This is a genomic window from Rhizobium phaseoli (genome assembly GCF_010668805.1).
GTDB lineage: Bacteria > Pseudomonadota > Alphaproteobacteria > Rhizobiales > Rhizobiaceae > Rhizobium > Rhizobium phaseoli_A.
Genome location: NZ_WUFT01000021.1, coordinates 1 through 18,993, shown reverse-complemented (window position 1 = coordinate 18,993; position 18,993 = coordinate 1). Strand labels below are relative to the sequence as shown.

16 protein-coding genes are annotated in these 18,993 nt (G+C 61.6%); 9 read left to right on the top strand and 7 right to left on the bottom strand.

The features are described from left to right. Positions 1-18: 18 nt before the first annotated feature. The gene (locus GR197_RS26120) at positions 19-267 is read right to left on the bottom strand and encodes a pentapeptide MXKDX repeat protein (RefSeq protein WP_164014861.1); all 249 of its coding nucleotides are present in this window, start codon (positions 265-267) and stop codon (positions 19-21) included. A 185-nt stretch (positions 268-452) separates the two neighbouring features. Between GR197_RS26120 and GR197_RS26115 the strand changes: the two genes are divergently transcribed. Then, the gene (locus GR197_RS26115) at positions 453-1,001 is read left to right on the top strand and encodes a sigma-70 family RNA polymerase sigma factor (protein WP_164014859.1); all 549 of its coding nucleotides are present in this window, start codon (positions 453-455) and stop codon (positions 999-1,001) included. Continuing rightward, positions 998-1,642, top strand: a complete 645-nt coding sequence (locus GR197_RS26110; RefSeq protein ID WP_164014857.1) for an NrsF family protein — start codon at positions 998-1,000, stop codon at positions 1,640-1,642. Before GR197_RS26115 ends, GR197_RS26110 begins: the two co-directional genes overlap by 4 nt. A 163-nt stretch (positions 1,643-1,805) precedes the next feature. On the opposite strand, the gene GR197_RS26105 is transcribed toward GR197_RS26110, so the two are convergent. Continuing rightward, a complete protein-coding gene (locus GR197_RS26105; protein WP_164014855.1) occupies positions 1,806-3,683 on the bottom strand; it encodes a HAMP domain-containing methyl-accepting chemotaxis protein in 1,878 nt (625 codons plus the stop codon). Positions 3,684-4,006: 323 nt separating this feature from the next. On the opposite strand from GR197_RS26105, the gene GR197_RS26100 reads away from it, so the two are divergent. After that, positions 4,007-4,726: a 4'-phosphopantetheinyl transferase family protein gene (locus tag GR197_RS26100; protein WP_164014853.1), complete on the top strand. Its 720-nt coding sequence runs from the start codon at positions 4,007-4,009 to the stop codon at positions 4,724-4,726. Here GR197_RS26100 and GR197_RS26095 read toward each other — a convergent pair. Genes GR197_RS26095 through GR197_RS26085 form a run of 3 tightly spaced genes read right to left on the bottom strand, consistent with a single transcriptional unit; the run spans position 4,699 to position 10,282 of the window. Then, entirely contained in the window at positions 4,699-6,057 is a 1,359-nt protein-coding gene (locus tag GR197_RS26095; protein ID WP_164014851.1) for a lysine N(6)-hydroxylase/L-ornithine N(5)-oxygenase family protein, read from the bottom strand. The two genes, GR197_RS26100 and GR197_RS26095, sit on opposite strands and share 28 nt — an antisense overlap. Next, positions 6,054-10,043, bottom strand: coding sequence for a non-ribosomal peptide synthetase (locus GR197_RS26090; protein ID WP_164014849.1), 3,990 nt, complete (start codon positions 10,041-10,043; stop codon positions 6,054-6,056). Before GR197_RS26090 ends, GR197_RS26095 begins: the two co-directional genes overlap by 4 nt. A 20-nt stretch (positions 10,044-10,063) precedes the next feature. Beyond that, on the bottom strand, positions 10,064-10,282 hold the full coding sequence (locus GR197_RS26085; RefSeq protein WP_164014847.1) for an MbtH family protein: 219 nt from the start codon (positions 10,280-10,282) through the stop codon (positions 10,064-10,066). A 194-nt stretch (positions 10,283-10,476) separates the two neighbouring features. Here GR197_RS26085 and GR197_RS26080 point away from each other — a divergent pair, with 194 nt between their 5' ends. From GR197_RS26080 to GR197_RS26070, 3 genes are read left to right on the top strand one after another with little or no spacing between them, the layout of a single operon-like run. Next, positions 10,477-11,466, top strand: a complete 990-nt coding sequence (locus tag GR197_RS26080; protein ID WP_204330399.1) for a GNAT family N-acetyltransferase — start codon at positions 10,477-10,479, stop codon at positions 11,464-11,466. Continuing rightward, complete coding sequence (locus GR197_RS26075) at positions 11,463-12,869, top strand: MATE family efflux transporter (protein WP_164014843.1); 1,407 nt, start codon at positions 11,463-11,465, stop codon at positions 12,867-12,869. The genes GR197_RS26080 and GR197_RS26075 overlap by 4 nt, the downstream gene beginning before the upstream one ends. Positions 12,870-12,879: 10 nt before the next feature. Further along, a complete protein-coding gene (locus GR197_RS26070) occupies positions 12,880-14,067 on the top strand; it encodes a PLP-dependent transferase (protein ID WP_164014841.1) in 1,188 nt (395 codons plus the stop codon). Here the strand turns inward: GR197_RS26070 and GR197_RS26065 are convergent. Then, the gene (locus GR197_RS26065) at positions 13,958-14,617 is read right to left on the bottom strand and encodes a sigma-70 family RNA polymerase sigma factor (RefSeq protein ID WP_164014839.1); all 660 of its coding nucleotides are present in this window, start codon (positions 14,615-14,617) and stop codon (positions 13,958-13,960) included. The two genes, GR197_RS26070 and GR197_RS26065, sit on opposite strands and share 110 nt — an antisense overlap. Before the next feature lie 164 nt (positions 14,618-14,781). On the opposite strand from GR197_RS26065, the gene GR197_RS26060 reads away from it, so the two are divergent. The 3 genes from GR197_RS26060 to fhuB are packed head-to-tail and all read left to right on the top strand — an operon-like array spanning position 14,782 to position 18,103. Further along, the gene (locus tag GR197_RS26060) at positions 14,782-15,273 is read left to right on the top strand and encodes a GNAT family N-acetyltransferase (protein WP_164014837.1); all 492 of its coding nucleotides are present in this window, start codon (positions 14,782-14,784) and stop codon (positions 15,271-15,273) included. A 32-nt stretch (positions 15,274-15,305) separates the two neighbouring features. After that, positions 15,306-16,136 (top strand): ABC transporter substrate-binding protein, encoded by an 831-nt coding sequence (locus GR197_RS26055; RefSeq protein WP_164015012.1) that lies wholly within the window; start codon positions 15,306-15,308, stop codon positions 16,134-16,136. After that, complete coding sequence (gene fhuB / locus GR197_RS26050) at positions 16,136-18,103, top strand: Fe(3+)-hydroxamate ABC transporter permease FhuB (RefSeq protein WP_164015011.1); 1,968 nt, start codon at positions 16,136-16,138, stop codon at positions 18,101-18,103. Before GR197_RS26055 ends, fhuB begins: the two co-directional genes overlap by 1 nt. A gap of 151 nt (positions 18,104-18,254) precedes the next feature. Here fhuB and GR197_RS26045 read toward each other — a convergent pair. Continuing rightward, on the bottom strand, positions 18,255-18,993 hold a 739-nt coding region (locus GR197_RS26045), incomplete at its 5' end, for an IS4 family transposase (RefSeq protein ID WP_164014835.1).

Here is an 18,993-nt window from a genome sequence, read left to right as displayed (position 1 = left end):
CGCGCAGATGCGAAACGCCTACTTCATCGCATCGCAGGTCTTCATCATGTCGGTCTTTTTCATCGCGTCCTTTTCCATGCCGGCCTTGTGCATGCAGTCCTTCTTGGTGCCTGACATCTTCATGGCATCCTTCGACATCTTGCTGCTCTCCATAGTGTCCTTCTTCATCGCATCGGTCTTCATGGCATCCTCAGCCGATGCGACGCCTGCGAGAGAAAGACCGACGACGAAGGTGCAGGCTGCAAGGCTGGAAAAAAGCTTGGTCATGGAACTCTCCTGAAAATGGATTTCGTGTCCGCCGGCGGCCTGCCGATGGCTCACACCAAGCTATTCGAGAGAGCGTCGGGATGCGTTACAGCCTCACGAGCATGTGATAGAGCTGTGATGCCGTTACTTTTTTGATATTCCCTGTAACCGATTGGCCGCTTTGAGCGAATGAACTCTCTGACAGCATGACAACCGCCCATTCGGAAGAAGCCCTGAAAGCATTGATGCTTCTGTCCCTTGACGGGGACGAGGCGGCCTATCGGCGTTTGCTGGCGGCTTTACGCCTGCTGCTTACTGGTTATTACAGCCGCAGGATGGCTGCGGCGACGAAAGCGGATATGGAAGACCTGGTCCAGGAGACATTACTGGCACTGCATTCCCGCCGATCCACGTATGACCGAAAAAGACCGTTCACGGCCTGGTTCTTCTCGATCGCCCGCTACAAGCTGATCGACCATCATCGCGGCCGCGGCGGACGCAGGCTGGCAGAGACCGAGCTTGGCGAGGAAATCGAAGGCGACTTCAGCGAGGATAGTTTGACGGCCCGCATGGACGTCGAACGGTTGCTCGACGGCTTGCCGCTGAGACAGCAGCAGTTGATCCGGCTGGTGAAATTGGAAGGCCAATCGGTTGCCGACACCGCAAGCCGCACCGGCCAGTCTGAATCGGCGGTCAAGGTCGGCATCCACCGGGCGCTCAAGGCGCTCGGAGAGAGATTGCGAGGCGCATCGTGACAAAGACGGACGACATCATCGAACGCCTGGCGGGCGACCTCACGCCGGTACCGCGCAATGCGCTGCGGCGGCGCTTTGCGCTCGGTATAATGCCGGCGCTCGGGCTCTCGCTGCTATTGATGCTGCTCGTTCTCGGTCCGCGGGTCGATATGCCTGACGTGCTGATGCTGCCGGTCTTCTGGATAAAATCGGCCTATAATGCGCTGATTGCCATAGCGGCCTTCCTCGCCGTCTATCGGCTTTCCCGACCCGATGGTTCCGAGGGGCGCTTTTTCGGTTGGCTTGCCTTGATCTTCGCCGCCATGGCGGCGGTCGCAGCCATCCAGCTGATGATGGCTCCGGCCGAGACTTACCCGGTGCTGATTTTCGGCTCCTCGGCGCTCCATTGCCCGCTGCTGATCCTCGGCTTCGCGATACCTATTTATGCCGGCGCCGTGTGGGCACTGCGCCGTGCGGCACCCTCGGATCTGCGGCTGACGGGCTTCGTCGCCGGTATCGCCGCGGGAGCAGCGGGCGCCTGGGTCTATTCCTGGTTTTGCACCGAAAACGGCATGCCCTTCGTACTGATCTGGTATTCCCTCGGAATCCTGCTCACCGGCGCGCTCGGCGCTTTCACCGGCCCTCGCCTGCTGCGCTGGTAGATCCTTCCCGGCGCATCGACCTTGGAAGGGCTGCAAACCAATATCGACGTCGAGCACGACAGCCCTTTGTCGCTGAGATGCAAGAGCAACTCGGTGCTGAGCGCATCGGCCTCGCGACACATGACGCAGGCTCTCGTATATCGGATCGGACGTCAGTCGCGCTTCATCTTTGCGTCACGCGTCGCGGCGTGACCAACCGGATTGGCATGTTGCCGTCGAAGGCCCGCCCGCTGGGCTCCGCGCCCGCCGCGTTTTTGTCGCCGTCCAATTGAAACTGATTGACCAGATCCCGCAGGCGGCCCGCCTCGGAGGACAAGGAGGCGGCAGCAGCCGTCGACTGCTCGACCATCGCGGCATTTTGCTGGGTCGCCTGGTCCATATGATTGACGGCTGTATTGATTTCGGCAAGGCCAGTCGACTGCTCGCGCGCCGATGTGGCAATCGCATCCATGAGTTGGTTGATCTGTACGACATGTTCACCGATCGACTTGAGCGACGTACCGGTTTCGAGAACCAGTTTCACGCCATTTTTCACGTCGGTCGACGACTTTTGGATAAAGCCCTTGATTTCCTTGGCTGCTTGCGCGGCGCGCTGGGCAAGCTCACGGACTTCTTGTGCGACCACTGCAAAACCTTTGCCGGCCTCACCCGCACGGGCAGCTTCAACGCCGGCGTTCAGCGCCAGGAGGTTCGTCTGGAAGGCGATCTCATCGATTGCACCAATGATGTTGGAAATCTGCTCCGAACTATCTTCGATGCGGCGCATGGCCTGCTCCGCCTCCGACACGACAGTTGCCGACCGCTGAGCGCTGATATCGGCTTGGAGGGCCACGTTGCGTGCTTCGTCGGTGCGTTTGGACGCCATCGTCACATTCGAGGTGATCTCGTCCAAGGCTGCAGCCGTCTCCTCGAGAGAGGCAGCCTGCTGTTCGGTGCGCTTGGAAAGGTCCTGCGCGGCAGAAGCAATCTCACCGGTACCATTGTCTATACTGTGTACCGTCTGCAACACGGCCCCGATCGTCGCTCCCAATTGCCGAAGCGAAGCGTTGAAGTCTTCGCGCAAGCTTTCGTATTCGGCCGCAAATTGCTCCGAAAGCTGAAAGGATATGTCGCCTGCTGCAAGCCGCCGGAGGCCTCCGCCCAAAGTCGTGGTTGCAAAGCGCAATTGTTCCGCCTCGCGTTCGGCGCGCTGCTGGGCTGCCGCGCGCACTGCTTCGCTTTCGCTGCGGGATGCATCCGCTTCCTTCTCAAGCCTGACGACATTGAGAGCATTCTGGCGGAAGACTTCGACGGCACCGGCCATTTCACCAACTTCGTCGGCACGGCCGGCACCGGGTATGTCGCTGTCAAGGTCACCGTCCGACAGACGCCTCATGGCGGAAGCGATGCTTCGGATCGGATTGGCGATGCCGAATATCGCAAACAGGATGCCAGCCAGGGCGATCAGCACGGCCAGCGCTGCGATTGCGGCCGTCAACATGAAAGCGGACGTCGCCGATCCATCGCTGGCGGCCACAAACCCCTCGGCCTGGCTCAGAATGAAAGCGACCAGATCGCCCACAGCCTTGTCCACCAGTTGGGATTGAGGTTCCATATTTTCCTTGAAGAAACGGACTGCTTCGGGCGTCTTCCCGTTGTTCTCGAGCGCGATCATTTGATCTGCCAACCCGCGATATTTACTCAGTTCAGGCTTGATCTGATTGATCAGCTCGCGCCCTCGCGCCGTACGCACACCGTTTTCGTATTCGGTGACGACTTTGTCGATTGCGGTGCCGGCGGCATCGATTTTTTGCTGTGCACCACTCCGTTGCTCCGCTGTATCCTCCAGAAGGTACTGAGCGTAGACCAGTTTCAAGTCGAGGAAGTTGCCCTTGATCTCGCGCGCGGTCACGAGCCGCTGCATCCAGAAGGTCCCGATCTGCTCGGTATTGGCACGAAGTGTCGAAATCGTGCTCAGCGAGACATAGGACAGGCCAACCATGAACAGGCTGATGATCGACAGCTTCACGATCAGGGCTTGCTTGATACTGGGGCGCTTCATGCGGGTCTCCTCGAAGATAACTGGGACGACCGGCTTGCCGGTTAATGCAAATCTCGCACCAGATTCAAAAATTTAGTATTAACTAAACAACGGATCGGCGCGGTTTTGAGAAATCTTTTGCGCCGGCCGACACTTCCGCGATTATTTAAACGTACAACGACCCTAAGTTACTGGAAACTCCAAGAAAAAAGCATCCATGGCGAGCAACAATCCGGATCTCAATCTCGGAAAAATAGCGCTCGGCCGATCGGGGCAGCGCCGGCTGTTAGATGATTGGCAGACTGCGTGCTTGCCGCGCGGTCCTGAGCAGACATACTGGATCTATGCAACAGTCAGAAAATCAACCTGCCGCCATCGAAATCGCGCTCTGGCAATATTCCAAGAACGAACACGACTGGAACCGCTGGGAGCAGTCGCTTTCACAGGCCGAACGGGATCGGGCGGCGACCTACCGATTTGAAGGAGACCGAGCCTCGTTCATTGCCGGCCGCTATCTCTTGCGGCGGCTGTTGAGCTTGTCCATCGGGACAGTGCCAGGCAAGGTCGTATTGTCTCCGGACAAATACGGCAGACTGAGGCTCGAAGGTCGTGATACGCCGCAATTCAGCCTCGCCAACACTGACGGGCTTGTGACGGTCGCCGTCGCTTCAGGATGTGATCACGTCGGGATAGACTGTGAACGCATCGGCGTCGAGATCGAAGAAGCGGCAGTCGCGAGCTATTGCAGCGCAGACGAGCGGCGCTGGCTCGCGGAATTGCCGGCCCGAGAACGGGCACAGGCGGCTGTCGCACTCTGGACGCTCAAGGAGAGCCATCTGAAGGCGCTCGGCGTCGGGCTGCGCGAGGATCCTCGCAATCTCGCTTTTTCCTGGAAGGATGGCATCCCTGTCATGGTCGACGGCGGCGATCGCGATCGGCAATGGCATCATCGTCTGGTCGACAGCGGCAGCCAGCACGTCGTCGCGCTGGCCGCCTGCTGCCAATCCGGGCTGCCCGGCATTTCGACACGGATATTTCAGGACGACAGCATGCCGTCCGAATAGCCGGCCCGGAGCTGATGCTGCATTGCGGAGGCCGTCTGCGTCGCGAAGGCCAGTTGTGCATTGTCCGGTTCGGCATCGAAATGCTGCCGGCCGAGAAGCGTATTGACGATAATCGCGCTACGCCAGGCCATGAGGCTGAGCTGAGAGTCGGCGATACCATGCGAGTATCGACCGGCATTCTGCGCCAGCAGCCGGTTTGCCCTCTGGCCCGCCCACTGCATCGTGTAGTCGTCGTTGAGGATGGGATAGCCGTTTCTGTCGAGTGTTATCCTGTCGCCCAATGAGCCGAGAGCATCCGGCAATCGGAACCGGTAGCCGGTTGCGAGCACCACCGCATCTGCGTGAAGCACCTCGATTCCCCCATCGAATTGATTTCTGACGATCAGCCGATAGGCATTGCCATTCCGCTCCATCTGGATCACATCGCGATTTGGCGCCAGAGAGGCGTTGAGCGTGTTCGGCTCGAGATAACGCAATGCATAGAGACGCCGGTAGATCGAGTGAATCGTCGAAATCGACAAGCCGTCGCTGGTCAGGACCGAGTTCTTCAAAGCTGCCTGTTTCTGCTCGCCGGCGAGCTTCAGATAGGCCTGCACGTATTCCGGCGAGAAAACCTGGTTCGAAAACGGCGTGTCGTTGATCGGCTCGAAATTGTGACGCCGGCTGATCCATGTGAGCTCGCTCATGGAACCGGGATCTGAAAGCAAAGCTTCGACGACCTCGCCGCCGCTTTGACCGCCGCCGACCACGACGATGCGGCCGGCGCCGAGATCGCCCAGACGCGATTTGGCCTCGCTGTTATGAAAGCAATCGGCGCCGAGATACGGTTTTGCCCAGTCGGGCACGAAGGGCGAAGATCCCGTGCCGATCACCAGGTTGCGCGCTTCCTCCTGGCCGTTGTCGAAGTGCAGGACGAAGCGGTCGTCGCGGTGCTCGACGTCACGGATTTCCGTTCCGAAGCGCAAATCCTCCACGCCGTTGGCGACCCAGGCGAGATAACGTGCAAACTCCTGTCGAGGAACAGCATCGTAGTTGGCGTTCAGGAAGGCGTAGAGCCTCTTATGGGCAACCAGATAGGAGACGAACGACCAGCTGCTGGTCGGCAGGACCGGGGTGACCAGATCTTTCAGGAAGGACGACTGCAGCTCGACGCCGGGCATCATCATGCCGGGATGCCAGTCGAACGAGTCTCGCCGCTCGAAGAAGCGGCTGCGGACCTCGGGCACGGATTCCAGCAGGCAGGCAAGGCTCAGATTGGATGGGCCGATGCCGATGCCGGCAACATCGAGCGGCTCGTTGAGGGCGTCCCTGCGGGCAAAAGCGACGGTCATGCGATATCCTTCTCTGTTTCCTTGAGACGCAGGGCAAGCCTTGAGTGGAAGGCCGGAGACCCGATCATATGCAGATGGTTCGTGCCGGTGATAATTTCGGCAGCCCGCGCCCGCGGCGACAGGCGGCGCCAGTCGATCAGGTTGAGGCCGCGGTTGAGGCTGTCGTCGGCAGCCCAGGGATAGATCGGCACATCGTGCGGAACGAGGCTATGTTTGCGGAAGATCAGGGCGTTGTCGATCAGCACCCAGAACGTATGCTCGCGGCTGCTGATATCCGGCCCGTCGGTCGGAAGCGGGTCCTTTTCGTCGCCGACGAAACGCAGGAACTGGTCGTAGGTATCGGCGTCCATCATCGACAGCAACCGGTCCCATTCGGGGCGCATCGCCGTTTTCTGAAGCCATGCCTCGACGTCCCGGTGAAGCATGTCGCGCTCACCCGGTCGGAACCTCGGCTTGGCGCCGATAGCAAATTCCGAGCCGAGGTCGCAAACATCGACCATCGCCATCATCCTGACGTCGACCTCGTTGCCGAGCGTGCGGGCCGCCTCGTAGGCCAAAAGCCCGCCCCAGGACCAGCCGAGGAAGGTGCAGGGTGCGCCTTTGCTATGGGTCCTGATATGATCGACATAGCTCTCGATGATCTCTTCGATCGGCGCGCCGACTTCCTTCTTTTCGGACAGCGAATGGCAAATGAAGCCGGTCGCCGGCTGGTCGGCGCCGAGATAATCGACGAGCTTCACATATTCGCGGGTGCTGACGAGAAGCCCCGGGAAGCAATAGAGCCGCGGCTTAGCGCCGGAAGCGCGCAGCACGATCACCTCCGACAGATCCCGTTCGGCGCCCTGCTCCATCACGCCGGCAAAAGAGCGGATGGTCGGATTGTTGAAAATATCGGCGACGGTGAGCGGCGTTTTTGGCCGGCGCTGCCTGAGCTGCGAAAGAATGCGGATCGCACCCAGCGAATTGCCGCCGATCGTGAAGAAATTATCCTCGACGCTGATCGCTTCCAGTTTGAGAACCTGGCGCCAGACATCCAGCACCTCTTCTTCGAGCGTGGTCGCCGGTTCGACGATTTCGCGCCGGACCGGCTGGGGTGCGGGCAGCGCAAAGCGGTCGAGCTTGCTGTTCGGATTGGTCGGCATCTTTTCCAGTTCGACCACCGCCGCCGGCACCATATAAGAGGGCAGGCTGCGTTCGAGGCCGGCGCGGACGGTCTCGACGTTTAACGTCTCGTCCTTCTTCGGCACGACATAGGCGACCAGCGCCTTCTCGCCGGCATCGTCATCGCGCAACACGACCAGGGCTTCGCCGACGCCAGGCTGCTGGAGGAGGGCGGCTTCGATCTCGCCGAGTTCGATGCGGTAGCCACGAAGCTTCACCTGATGGTCGACGCGGCCGACAAATTCGACGGTTCCGTCATCACGCCAACGCGTCAGATCGCCGGAGCGATAAAGCCTGCCGCCTTCCTTCGAGAATGGGTCTGGAATGAAGCGATCCGCCGTCGTATCCGGCTTGCCGAGATAGCCGCGCGCGATGCCCTCGCCGCCGATATAGAGTTCGCCGGTGACGCCGATCGGGCAAAGATTGAGATCGGGATCGAGCACATAGACGCGCCGCAGCCCGACCGCACGGCCGAGCGGCGCATAGACGCCCTGGAACTTCGTCCCGGCCCTCACCTTCCAGACCATCGGCGTCATGATGGTTTCCGTCGGTCCGTAACCGTTGATCAGCCATTCCGATTTCAGCGCCCGCGACAGCAGATCGAAGGTCGGTTGTGCAAGCCCCTCGCCGCCGAAGGAGTAAAGCCGCATCGGCGGCGCGCCGTCGGTGATGTCAGCCCATTCCGCCAGCTGCTGCAGATAGGTTGTGGGAATGCTGGCATTGTTGGCGCCGTGTTTGCGCATCGCCGTCAATGTCTCTTCCGGCGTCCAGAGCGGCTGATCGGGAAGGATGATGCTGCCGCCTTCCATCAGCGGGTTCATCCACCGCTCATGGCCGCCATCCGAGCTGAAGGGCAGGAACGGCAGCTCGCGGGATTCCGAACTCATGCCGTAGACACGCGAGGTATTTTGCAGATGGTGCGTCAGCGGCCCGTGTTCGACGGCGACGCCCTTCGGCAATCCGGTCGATCCTGACGTATACATGACATAGGCGAGCTGATCCTTGTGGGTGGGAATATAGAGCGGCGTATCCGGCTCGCCGTCGAGATCGAGCTTGTCGAGTTCGAGGACGATTGTGTCGAGCTCTTCTGGCAACCGATGGCGCAGCCAGCTATGGGTCAGGACGATTTTCACGCCGCCGTCGCGGAGGATGTGGTGGTTGCGCACCGGCGGATGATCGGGTTCGACCGGAATATAGGCGCCGCCGGCCTTCAGCGTCGCGAGGATGCCGACAATGGCCTCCGGCGAACGCTTGATGAAGATGGCGACCGTCACCTCGGCGCGAACGCCAAGCTGCCGCAGCCGATGTCCGAGGCGGTTGGTGCTCGCCTCCAGCCAGCCGTGGCTCCACTCCTCGTCGCCGTAGACGATCGCGGTCTTCTCAGGCGTGCGGCGCGAATGGGCCGCGATCAGCTCATGCACCGGCCTGTCGTCGTTGACGGCATCATCCTCGTAAGGCGCCGACAACCAGTCGAGCTCTTCGCTCCCCACCAGTTCGATATCCTTGATCCTCACACTCGGCTGCGCGACCATCTGTTCGAGCACGAGGCCGAAATGCCTGGCGATGCGCGCAACCAGGGCGCCGTCATAGAGATCCTGCGCGTAGTCGATCAGCGCGGATGCACCATCCGAATGCGCCTCGACCACCAGCGAAAGTTCGCTGTCGGCACGGGCACCCGGCGGCTCCAGATTTGTGGCGTGGCTGGGTAGCGCATAAGGTCCGCGGAATTCGAACAGCGCCTTGACCACGGCTTCCTGGGCAGCGGCTTCGTCGACGACCAGTTCCTGGGTGATGCGTTCCAGCGGCAGAAGCCGGCGTTGCCCCTCCTCGCTCGCCGACGAGATCGCCGCGATGACATCGTCGAGAGAATGTCTCGATGTCAGCGACAGAATGAGCGGGAGCACCTGCTCGGCACGGCCGCGGCTGGCAAAATGCTGCTTGTCAGGCCGCGCGACCAGGAGGCCGGTCAGCAAAACGTAGTTGCCGCTGTAGCGGGCCAGCAGCGCGCAGAAGCCGGCGTGAAGCACGCGTTCGACATGCTCTCCCTTAAGCCCCGCATGCCGTTCGAGTTTGCTCCAGAGGTCGGGTTCGATCGAAAATCGATGCTGCGCGCGCGCCACGCCTGCCAGCCCGCCGCTGTTGAAGCGGGTGGGAAAGGTCGAGGCGGCATAGTCGGGACCGATCGCATCGCGCCAATAGGCAAGTGCTTCCCGCGCCTCGTCCGTCTCCAGCCAATCGGCCTCTCGCGTCCCGGCCGAGATTTCTACCGGATGCATGTTGCCAACGGGCTCGCCATCGAGAATTCGTGCCAGCGACCCGGCGAGAGCGGATTTTTCATGATCGTCGCAGACGATCGGATGCAGCGCGATCGTCAGCAGCGACTGCCCGTCGACAAGCAGGATGACCTGCATGCGCGCACCGGGGCCCTCCAGCAGATCGAAGCGCTTGTCGCGGAAGGCTTTCCTGGCAGCCAACCCATCCGGCTCGGAAAGGGCCGCGCCGTCTCTGCCGAGGATCTCGATCGGCACGGCGTTCGATGCGCCGCGATATTGCTCGATCCGACCGCCCGCCAGCCGGCGGAAGCGGATGGCAAGCGACGGATTTTGCGCCACGAGTGCCTGGCAGGCCGCAGCAAGCGTCTCGGCGTCGACCGCCGGGCTCAATCGCAGCCCGATGACCTGGTCGGGAAAGACGGTGTAATTGCCGATCTGCTCCAGTGACCAGATCCGCTTCTGCGCGATCGTCAGCGGAAAGCTCTCAAAGACAGCATCCATGGCAGCATCGGTCGGGGAAGCATCGGCGAAATTTGTGATTTGCTTGTTCATCTTGGGAATCCGGACGTTATTCAGAGACGCGCATCGCCTGATATTGCCGAGCGCAGCGAGAGGGGGCGCGGGTCCGTCCAGACGTCACGGATATGCGCCAAGCATTCCTGACGTGAACCGGCAAAGCCGGCCGGCTCCCAGCCCATGGGGATCCGCTTGTCCTGCGGCCAGACCGAGTAGTGACGCTCGGTGTCGATGACGGCGATCCAGAGATCGTCGCGAGGCTTCAAACTGTCCATCGAAAGCTCCTGCGGTGATTGATGTCATGCGCAAATGACGGATCCCGCTGGCTGCGGTTTAGAAAATTGCTGAGAATTTTTTTCTTCGTTTACCCCTAAATCCGCCCAGAGATGGATAGTCATTCTACCAAATCGGCACACGAGCGGGCTTCATGCTCGCCACATCAGAAGCCCTGTCGGTCAAGGAGAACATCATGGATTTCGACGCCGCCAAACAAAGGCGCGATCTGCAGTCGCGCAGCTACATCAGCCTCGCACCCAATATCATCCATCTGAAGACCGCGCATGGGCACCACGAGGCCGCATTCGAGGTCGAAGCCGGCACCGCAACGCTGACCTTCTACCATGGTGATCCCGCGCGATCGGCGGAGCTTCTGATGGCGGCCGCCGAAGCTGTGACGGCGGAAGATCGCTCAATCAGATCGATCGTCTTCGAAGGGCATCAGGCAAGCCTCCCGCCGCATATTTCAGGCGCCGGCGGCAGGCTGGATGCAGAGATCCTCTGGCAATGGCCGTCGCTCTGGCTGCCGCAGCTCGCCTATCCGCTGCCACCCGTGCAGGAGATGACGGCGGGCCGCTATCATCCACGCCGGCCGGTAAAGCCGAGGGGCACGGTCTACCAGCGGTTCATCCCCTGGCTGGAGCGCGACATCAGCTTCCGGGTGGCCGATCCCGAGACCGATCTTGCCGCCTTTCACCGCTGGATGAACGACGAACAGGTCAACACGATCTGGGAGGATGCGGGCTCGCTCGACAGGCATCGGGAGATCATGGAGGAACGGATCGCCGATCCGCATGTCCTGCCGCTGATCGGCAGTTTCGCCGACATTCCCTTCGGTTATTTCGAAGTCTACTGGGCCAAGGAAAACCGGCTCGGTCCCTTCTACGATGCCGACGACTATGATCGCGGCTGGCATGTGGCGATCGGCGAGCCCGATTACCGCGGCAAGAAATGGATCAGCGCATGGCTTCCCTCGCTGATGCATTTCATCTTTCTCGATGATCCGCGCACGAAGCGCATCGTCGGCGAGCCACGCGCCAGTCACGAACAGCAGATCCGCAACCTCGATCGCTCGGGTTTTGCCAAGGTCAAGCATTTCAATTTTCCGCACAAGCGGGCGCTGCTCGTCATGCTGACCCGCGAGCGTTTCTTCGGCGACCATCTCTGGGTACCCGCATCATGAGCGAGATGAGCAGCCTCCGCAAACGGCGCCTCGCCCCTGAGGATCTTGCCAGCCCCCATCTTCTCAGGCTGCTGTTGCGGCTCGGGCTGCCTGCCATGTTCGGCCTGTCGATTAATGCCGCGCATCACACCATCAACATGGTCTTCGTCGGCATGATTGGCGAAGACCAGATCGCCGCGATCATGATCGTCCTGCCGATCCTCATGCTGATCGCCGCCTTTGGCGAAGGCATCGGCGTCGGCGTCGCAACCGAGGTCGGGCGGATGCTCGGCGCCGGCAACCGCTCGCGGGCCGGCGTCATTGCTTCGATCAGCCTTGCTGCCGGCGTCGCTTTCGGCGCGGCAAGCGCGCTCACACTCGTCTTGTTTCCGGATCTGCTGCTGTTCGGCGCCACGCCCGCGATCGAGCCGCTTGCGCAGCATTACCTGCTCATCATCGCGATCTCGATACCGCTGACGATGGCGCAGATCATTCTGGATTTTCTGGCGATCGCCGAGGGCAATGCCCGTTTCAGCATGTGGACGCTGATCGCCTGCTTTGCCTTGAACATGATCCTCGACCCGATCATGATTTTCGGCTTTGGCCTCGGCCTGCAGGGCGTGGCAATCGCCACCATTCTGTCTCAGCTCGTCGCGCTTTCCATCTATGGCACTTACCACGCCAAGCGGCTTGGAATAGTCCGGCTGACGCTTGACTGGCGGTTGGCAGATATCCGCTATCTCAGGCCCGTCCTTACAATTGGCGCGCCGACGACGCTGACCAGCCTGACGACGGCAGGGACGATTGCGATCATGGTGTCGCTTGCCGGCGCCTATCACGGAGAAGCGGGCATTGCCGGCATCGGGATTGCCTTGCGGCTGCTGGCTGTCGGAACACTTCCCGTCATCGGCATCTCACTTGGGGCCCAGTCCATTTTAAGTTTTGCCTGGGGCGGCGGCGATATGGCCAGGGTGCTGTCGGCAACCCGCATCCTGACAGCGGCCACGAGTGCGGTGAGCGGCGCCTACGGGCTGATCGCGCTGGCCTTCTCGCAAGAGCTTGCCTCGTTCTTCACGGACGATGCGGCAGTGATTGCGATCGCGGGCCAGGCGATCATCGCCACCCATCTTCCCCTCCTGCTGTTCGGCCTGCGGCAGACGGTGCTGATCCTCTTCCAGGCGCAAGGCAGAGCGAAAGTGGCGATTGCCATCGGCCTGGCGCAAAACGGCTATCTGCTCCTACCGCTGCTTGCGCTCCTGCCGCACTTCTTCGGTTTTTCGGGCCTGCTCGCCGCCATGTTCCTGGCCTCCACCTTGACCGGCCTGCTGTCGGCCGTCTGCCTGCTGAGGTCGCTCAGTGCACTCCGGCAGCGCACGGCCGGCCATCCGACCTCCATCCGTCCCTATCCCAGCTTTTGTCCATGAGAGGATGACCATGAACCAGTCGATCAATCCGCACGACCTTGGCGCCCATGCGGTCGCCGACGATCTCTTCACTCCCGTCGATCCGGCAGCATTCAACGCCGTGTCGCCGCCGATCTTCCAGACATCGCTCTTCACCTATGACAGTTACGAGGCGATGGAGGATGTTTTCGCAGGCCGTACGCGCAACTACATCTATTCGCGCGGCGACAATCCGACCGTCCGCGAATTCGAACTCCTGGTCGCCCGCCTCGAGGGCGCGGAGGATGGGCGCGCCTTCTCGAGCGGAACGGCCGCCATTACCTCGACAATTCTGAGCCTCGTAGAGGCCGGTGACCGGGTCGTTGCGGTCCGCCATCTCTATAATGATGTCTACCGCCTTCTGGTCAAACTGCTCGGTCGGCTCGGCGTCGGGGTGGACTTCGTCGACCCGGCCGACCATGACGAGGTCCGCAAGGCGCTCTCCGGCGCCAAGCTGCTCTACCTCGAAAACCCGACATCCTTCGTCTTCGAGCTGCAGGACATTGCGGCGCTGTCGGCCATGGCGAAGGAGGCGGGCGTTACCACCATCATCGACAATTCCTGGGCAACGCCGCTGTTTCAGAAGCCGATCCAGCACGGCGTCGATATCGTCATTCACGCCGCCTCGAAATATCTCGGCGGCCACAGCGATACGGTCGCCGGTGTCGTGGTCGGCTCGAAGGAGGCCATCGCCAGGATCAACTCGACCTCATATCCCTATGTCGGGGCCAAGCTTGCTCCGTTCGAGGCCTGGCTGCTGCTGCGCGGCATGCGCACCCTGCGTGTGCGGCTCAAGGAGCATGAACGCAGCGGGCTTCTGCTGGCCGATCGGCTAAAACAGCATCAGGCAATCGCGCGCGTCCGTCACCCGGCCTTTCAGGATCATCCCGGCCGGGCAACGCTGACGGGTTATGCCGGACTGTTTGCCTTCGACCTCAATCCCGATATCGATGTCGCGCGTTTTGTGAATAGCCTTCGCGACATCCGCCTCGGCGTCAGCTGGGGGGGACCCGAAACGCTGGTGGTCCCCGCCAAGGTGGCGCTGCAAATCCCAGACCGGATGACCTCTTTCATCCGGTTCGGCGTGAGCGAGCAGACGGTTCGTTTCGCCGTTGGACTGGAAGAGCCGGAATTGCTGTGGAACGATTTGCAGCAGGCGCTGCACGCGGCGAGACGCTAACAACCTGCCGGTGCGCATGATCGGGGCGAAGGAGGGGTTCGGCCATCGCCAGATGGCAATGCTCCTCCGCCGCCTTGATCATGAAGTTGACGAGGGTCCTTGAGACGCCGAGTTCGGCGGCAATATCCTTCTGCGGCACGCCGTTGAGGCGGTGGCGAATGAAGGCATCGTTGGTGCGCTTCGGCAGCGCCTCGAGCGAGGCAAGCACATCGCGCAGGGTCTCGGCAGCGACAAGCTGGTCGAGCACGGTGGGGATGGGAGCCGTGATCTCCTGAACCTGGTCTATCGACCTATAGTTGTTCATCTGCTGACGGCGGCGGCGGCTCTCGTCGAGTGCAAGATTGTAGACCATCCGAAAGGCATAACCGATCGGGCAACGAATGCCGTCGGTTTTGACCCCGTAGGCTTTAATCACCCCATCCTGGAAGATATCCTCTGAATATGACCTTGATTTGACAACGCTTTCAATCGTTTTAAGGAGCTTGTCCTTGTTCTCGATCATAGCGTTGACCACGGCATTTCCGTTCACATCACGATGCGATGCTCGCATTGTCCTGCACCCTTTTTACAAATGGAAAATCAGGCTCTGTCGTTGCTGGTCGGCTCGGTCTTGGCGCTCCTTTTTTGAGCGGAAGTGCACGATTTGATTGCAGTGTCTATTTTAAGCTGATAACATGAGTCAAGTTTAAATCGACGGAGTGAAAGCGAGAAAAAATGGGAAGGACAGTTGAGATCCTGACGGGCAAGGCGGAGCTCTGCCGATCGATCATGGGGGCTTTGCCCGATTGGTTTTCAGAACCGGAGGTCATCGAGGCGAGTGCCCAGGCGATCGAAGACCTGCCGGTGTTCGGCTATATCGAGGCCGATGTCGTGACCGCGTTGATGGCCCTGAAGCCGCACCTGCCTGATGCCGTCGAAATCGCACTGATCGCGACACGACCCGAACATCACGGTCGCGGCGCCGGACGTCGGCTCATCGACGAAGCCGAACGTTTCAGCCATGAGGCGGGTGCCCGGCTGCTGACGGTCAAGACGCTCGCCCCGCGCGACCGCGAGGAGCCGCAATTCGAGGCGACGCGGCGCTTCTATGACCGGAACGGCTTCGTGCGCGCGGAGGTCTTTGCAAAACTATGGCACGAAGATCACCCGTGCCTGTTCATGGTCAAGCCACTCGCCGGCGTACAGGCAGGTGCGACGACGCTTTGAGACGACGAGACTTTCTGCTTGGCGCGCTGGCGATGACCGGCGCACCCGCAACCGTGCGCGCCGGGGACGACGGGGTCGTTTCGCTCGACTACGGACTGGCGTCGACGATGCTTGCGCTCGGCCAGACGCCACGCGCCGTCGTTTCCTTGAGAAACTGGGCGGAATGGGTGGTCGTGCCGACGATGCCGGCAGGCGTCGTCGATCTCGGCACCACGTCGGAGCTCAATCTCGAGGTCCTCACCAGCATCCAGCCGTCACTGATTCTCAGCACCGCTTTCCTGGCGGCACTGGACGAAAAACTGTCGCGGATCGCGCCTGTCGAGAGGTTCACCATCTACGCCGAGCACAACGAGGCGCTCGACCGTTCCTACGCCGAAACGCTACGGCTCAGCACGATGATCGGACGGGCAGAGGAAGCAAAGGCATTTCTGTCCCATGCCGATGCCACTTTTGATCGGTTGCGGGGGCGGACAAGAAGCCTGGCTGTGCCGCCGGTTGCCGTCATCAACTTCATCGACAACAGGCATGCGCGCATCTATGGCGGCCCTGGGCTTTTCAGCGGCGCCATGAGGCGCATCGGCCTTGAGAATGCCTGGAAGGGTGACGCCAGTTACTGGGGATTTCAAACGATCGGCCTGGAACAGCTCGCCGAACTCGACGAACAGGCGCACCTGATTGTCGTGTCGCCGCTGCTTCCATCCGACATCCTGACGCAACTTTCCGAAAGCCCGCTCTGGACCAGCCTTCCCTTCGTCAAGCGGCAGCGGATCTCGGTCATACCAGGCGTTCTGATGTTCGGAATGGTCCAGGAGGCGCTGCGGTTTTCGACGCTCGTCGTCGATGTCCTGGAAAAGGCGGCGTGATGAAGGCTGATCTTTCTCGTTTCGGGGCGCCCGCACTTGCGGCGCTGCTGCTCTTTTCAGGACTTGGCCTTGCCGTGCGAGAGATCTGGGCGGCACTGCCGCATCTCGAGGCGGCGTCCGGCGGTTATGATGCCGAGCGCCTTCTCCTCCTCTATTCGACGCTGCCGCGCATGGCGACGGCGCTGATTGCCGGCGCCGCACTCGCTCTCTCCGGCATGATCCTGCAGCAGGTGCTGCGCAATCCGCTGGCTTCGCCGACGACGCTCGGCATTTCCACCGGCGCCAATCTGGCGCTGGTGTCCGTCATGCTCGCTGTTCCCTCATTGACGGGATGGGGCCGGGACGCGGTCGCGCTTGCCGGAAGTGCCGCTGCCGCCTTCGCCATCTTTTCGATCAGCGCCCGGCACGGGTTTTCGCCTTTTTCTCTCATCCTGTCAGGCATGATCGTCGGCCTCTGGTGCGGAGCGGCGGCGGCCGTCCTGGTGCTGATGAACGACCAATATCTCTCAGGGATCTTCATCTGGGGCGCCGGATCGCTGTCGCAGCAGAGCTGGGCGATCCCGACGTCGCTGCTGCCGAAAGTCGCGCTGCTGGCGGCACTTGCCCTTCTCGCCACAAGACCGCTGGCACTGAGCCAGTTGGGCGATGCCGGCGCAACAAGCCTCGGCCTGCCGATCAAATGGGCGCGGAGTGTGATGCTGGCGATTGCCATCGCGCTCAGCGCCCTCGTCACCAGCGCCGTCGGCGTCATCGGCTTCATCGGGCTGGTCGCGCCGCAGATCGTGCGGCTCGCAGGCGCCAGGCGCATCCTCAGCCAGTTGATCTGGTCACCCATTGCCGGCGCCGGCCTTCTGCTCCTGACGGATCAGGCGATCAAGCTTGTTGCTCCAGGCGACTTCGTGCCGACGGGGGCAGTGACGGCACTGCTCGGCGGCCCGATCCTGATCGCGCTTCTGCCACGCCTCGCCACGGGCTCGCGCGCGCTGCCCGGCGTGGCGTCACCACAGCATGCAATCAACAACAGAACCGTATCCTTTGCTGCTCTGCTCGCCGGCGTCATCGTCCTAGCAATTGCCGCGATCTTCTTCGGCCGCTCGCCCGATGGAGCCTGGGCCTGGCTGCCGGCCGCCTCATGGGACGATATTCTTCCGCTTCGGCTGCCACGGGTCGCCGCCGCATTCGGCGCCGGCACCGTGCTCGGCGTGACGGGCCTAATTCTGCAGCGGCTGACCGGAAACGAAATGGCAAGCCCCGAGGTGCTCGGCGTATCGGCGGGGGCAACGCTCGGCGTTGCGGCCGCCATGTTCGCCTTTGCGGCACCCGGCCTGACGATCCAGCTTGCCTTTGCCGGCGGCGGCGCCCTTGTTGTGCTGACCCTGATCTTCCTGTTGAGCGCGCGTTCCGGCTTCGGCCCGAACCGTGTGCTGCTGGCGGGAATCGCCCTCGGCGCGATCCTCGACGCCGGGATCGGCGTCCTTGCCGCAAGCGGCGATCCGCGCGGTGTGGCGCTCATCCGCTGGATGGCGGGCTCGACCTATTTCGTCGACAATGCGGTGGCGGCAAGCGCTCTTCTCATTGCGCTCGGCTGCCTGGCCGCCGCCTTTCTCGCCAGCCGCTGGCTTGCCCTGCTGCAACTCGGAACCGAGACGGCAAGCGAACTCGGCCTCAGGATCGCTCCCGCACGCGCGGTGCTGTTCGGGCTCGCGGCGATCATGACGGCGGCGGCGACGCTCATTGTCGGCCCCTTGAGCTTCGTCGGCTTGATGGCGCCGCACCTTGCCCACGGGCTCGGTCTTCGCCGGCCCGCCGCCCAGCTCCTCGCCGCTGCCCTCATTGGCGCGGCCCTTCTCGTCATCGCCGACTGGACGGGGCGCATGATCGCTTTTCCCTATCAGATCCCAGCTGGATTGATCTCGGCTCTTGTGGGAACCCCGATGCTGCTGCTCGTCCTGCGCCGGCGGGCATGAAGGGTGGTCGGCAATCAGCGGCTCCAGCGGGTTTATTTTCGGCCGTTTGACTCGTGCCGATGAAAGCCCCTCACCCTAACCGACCGGGGTCGAGCCACTCGTCTCGACCCGTCCTTCGGACCTCCGTAAACGCAGGGCTGTCCGGGGAAATTTAGGCATAAGAGAAGACCATCTGGTCTGGTGATATTTTTGGTTTTGGTCGGCTCAGATTGACGGGGGGCGGCTTGTCGATGGCTGCGATGCTCTTACGCTGGAACAGGCATTGGATGACGAGGTCGGTGAAGCGCAGGATGGGAATGGTGATGGCATTGGCGCGGGTGGCGATGCGCAGCAGCGCATAAGCGATCATGGCGGCGAAGATCTGCAATCGGATGGCGTTGTCGTTGTAGCCGAGGAACCTGCGGATCTTGAGGTGCTGCTTGATCCAGCGGAAGAGGAGTTCGATCTGCCAGCGGTCCTTGTAGAGCTGGCCGATCTCGACGGCGGAACGGTCGAGATCGTTGGTCAGCAGCGTGATCGTGTCGCCTTGGTCGCGCTTGAGGACCAGCCGGCGCAGCGGCACCGGCAGCTTGGAATCGCCCTTACTGGCAAGGCTGACTTCGCAGTCTTCCAGGATCAGGAAGCCATCGCCCTTGGGCGCTTCGAGCGTCCGGGTGGCGCGCACGGCCAGCACCATGGAGGTCTTGGGCCGGGTGACGAAGATGGCGTCAGCTTTGGCGATCGCCGTCCACCAGCCATAATGGCAATAGCCCTTGTCGAACACGTAGGTGGCGCCGGCTTCGATGGCGATGGTGCGGCCGATCTGGGCGTCGTTGACATTGGCGTCGGTAATGTCGAGGACACGCGGGCAATCAGCCTTGGGATCGTAGACGATGTGCAGCTTCATGCCA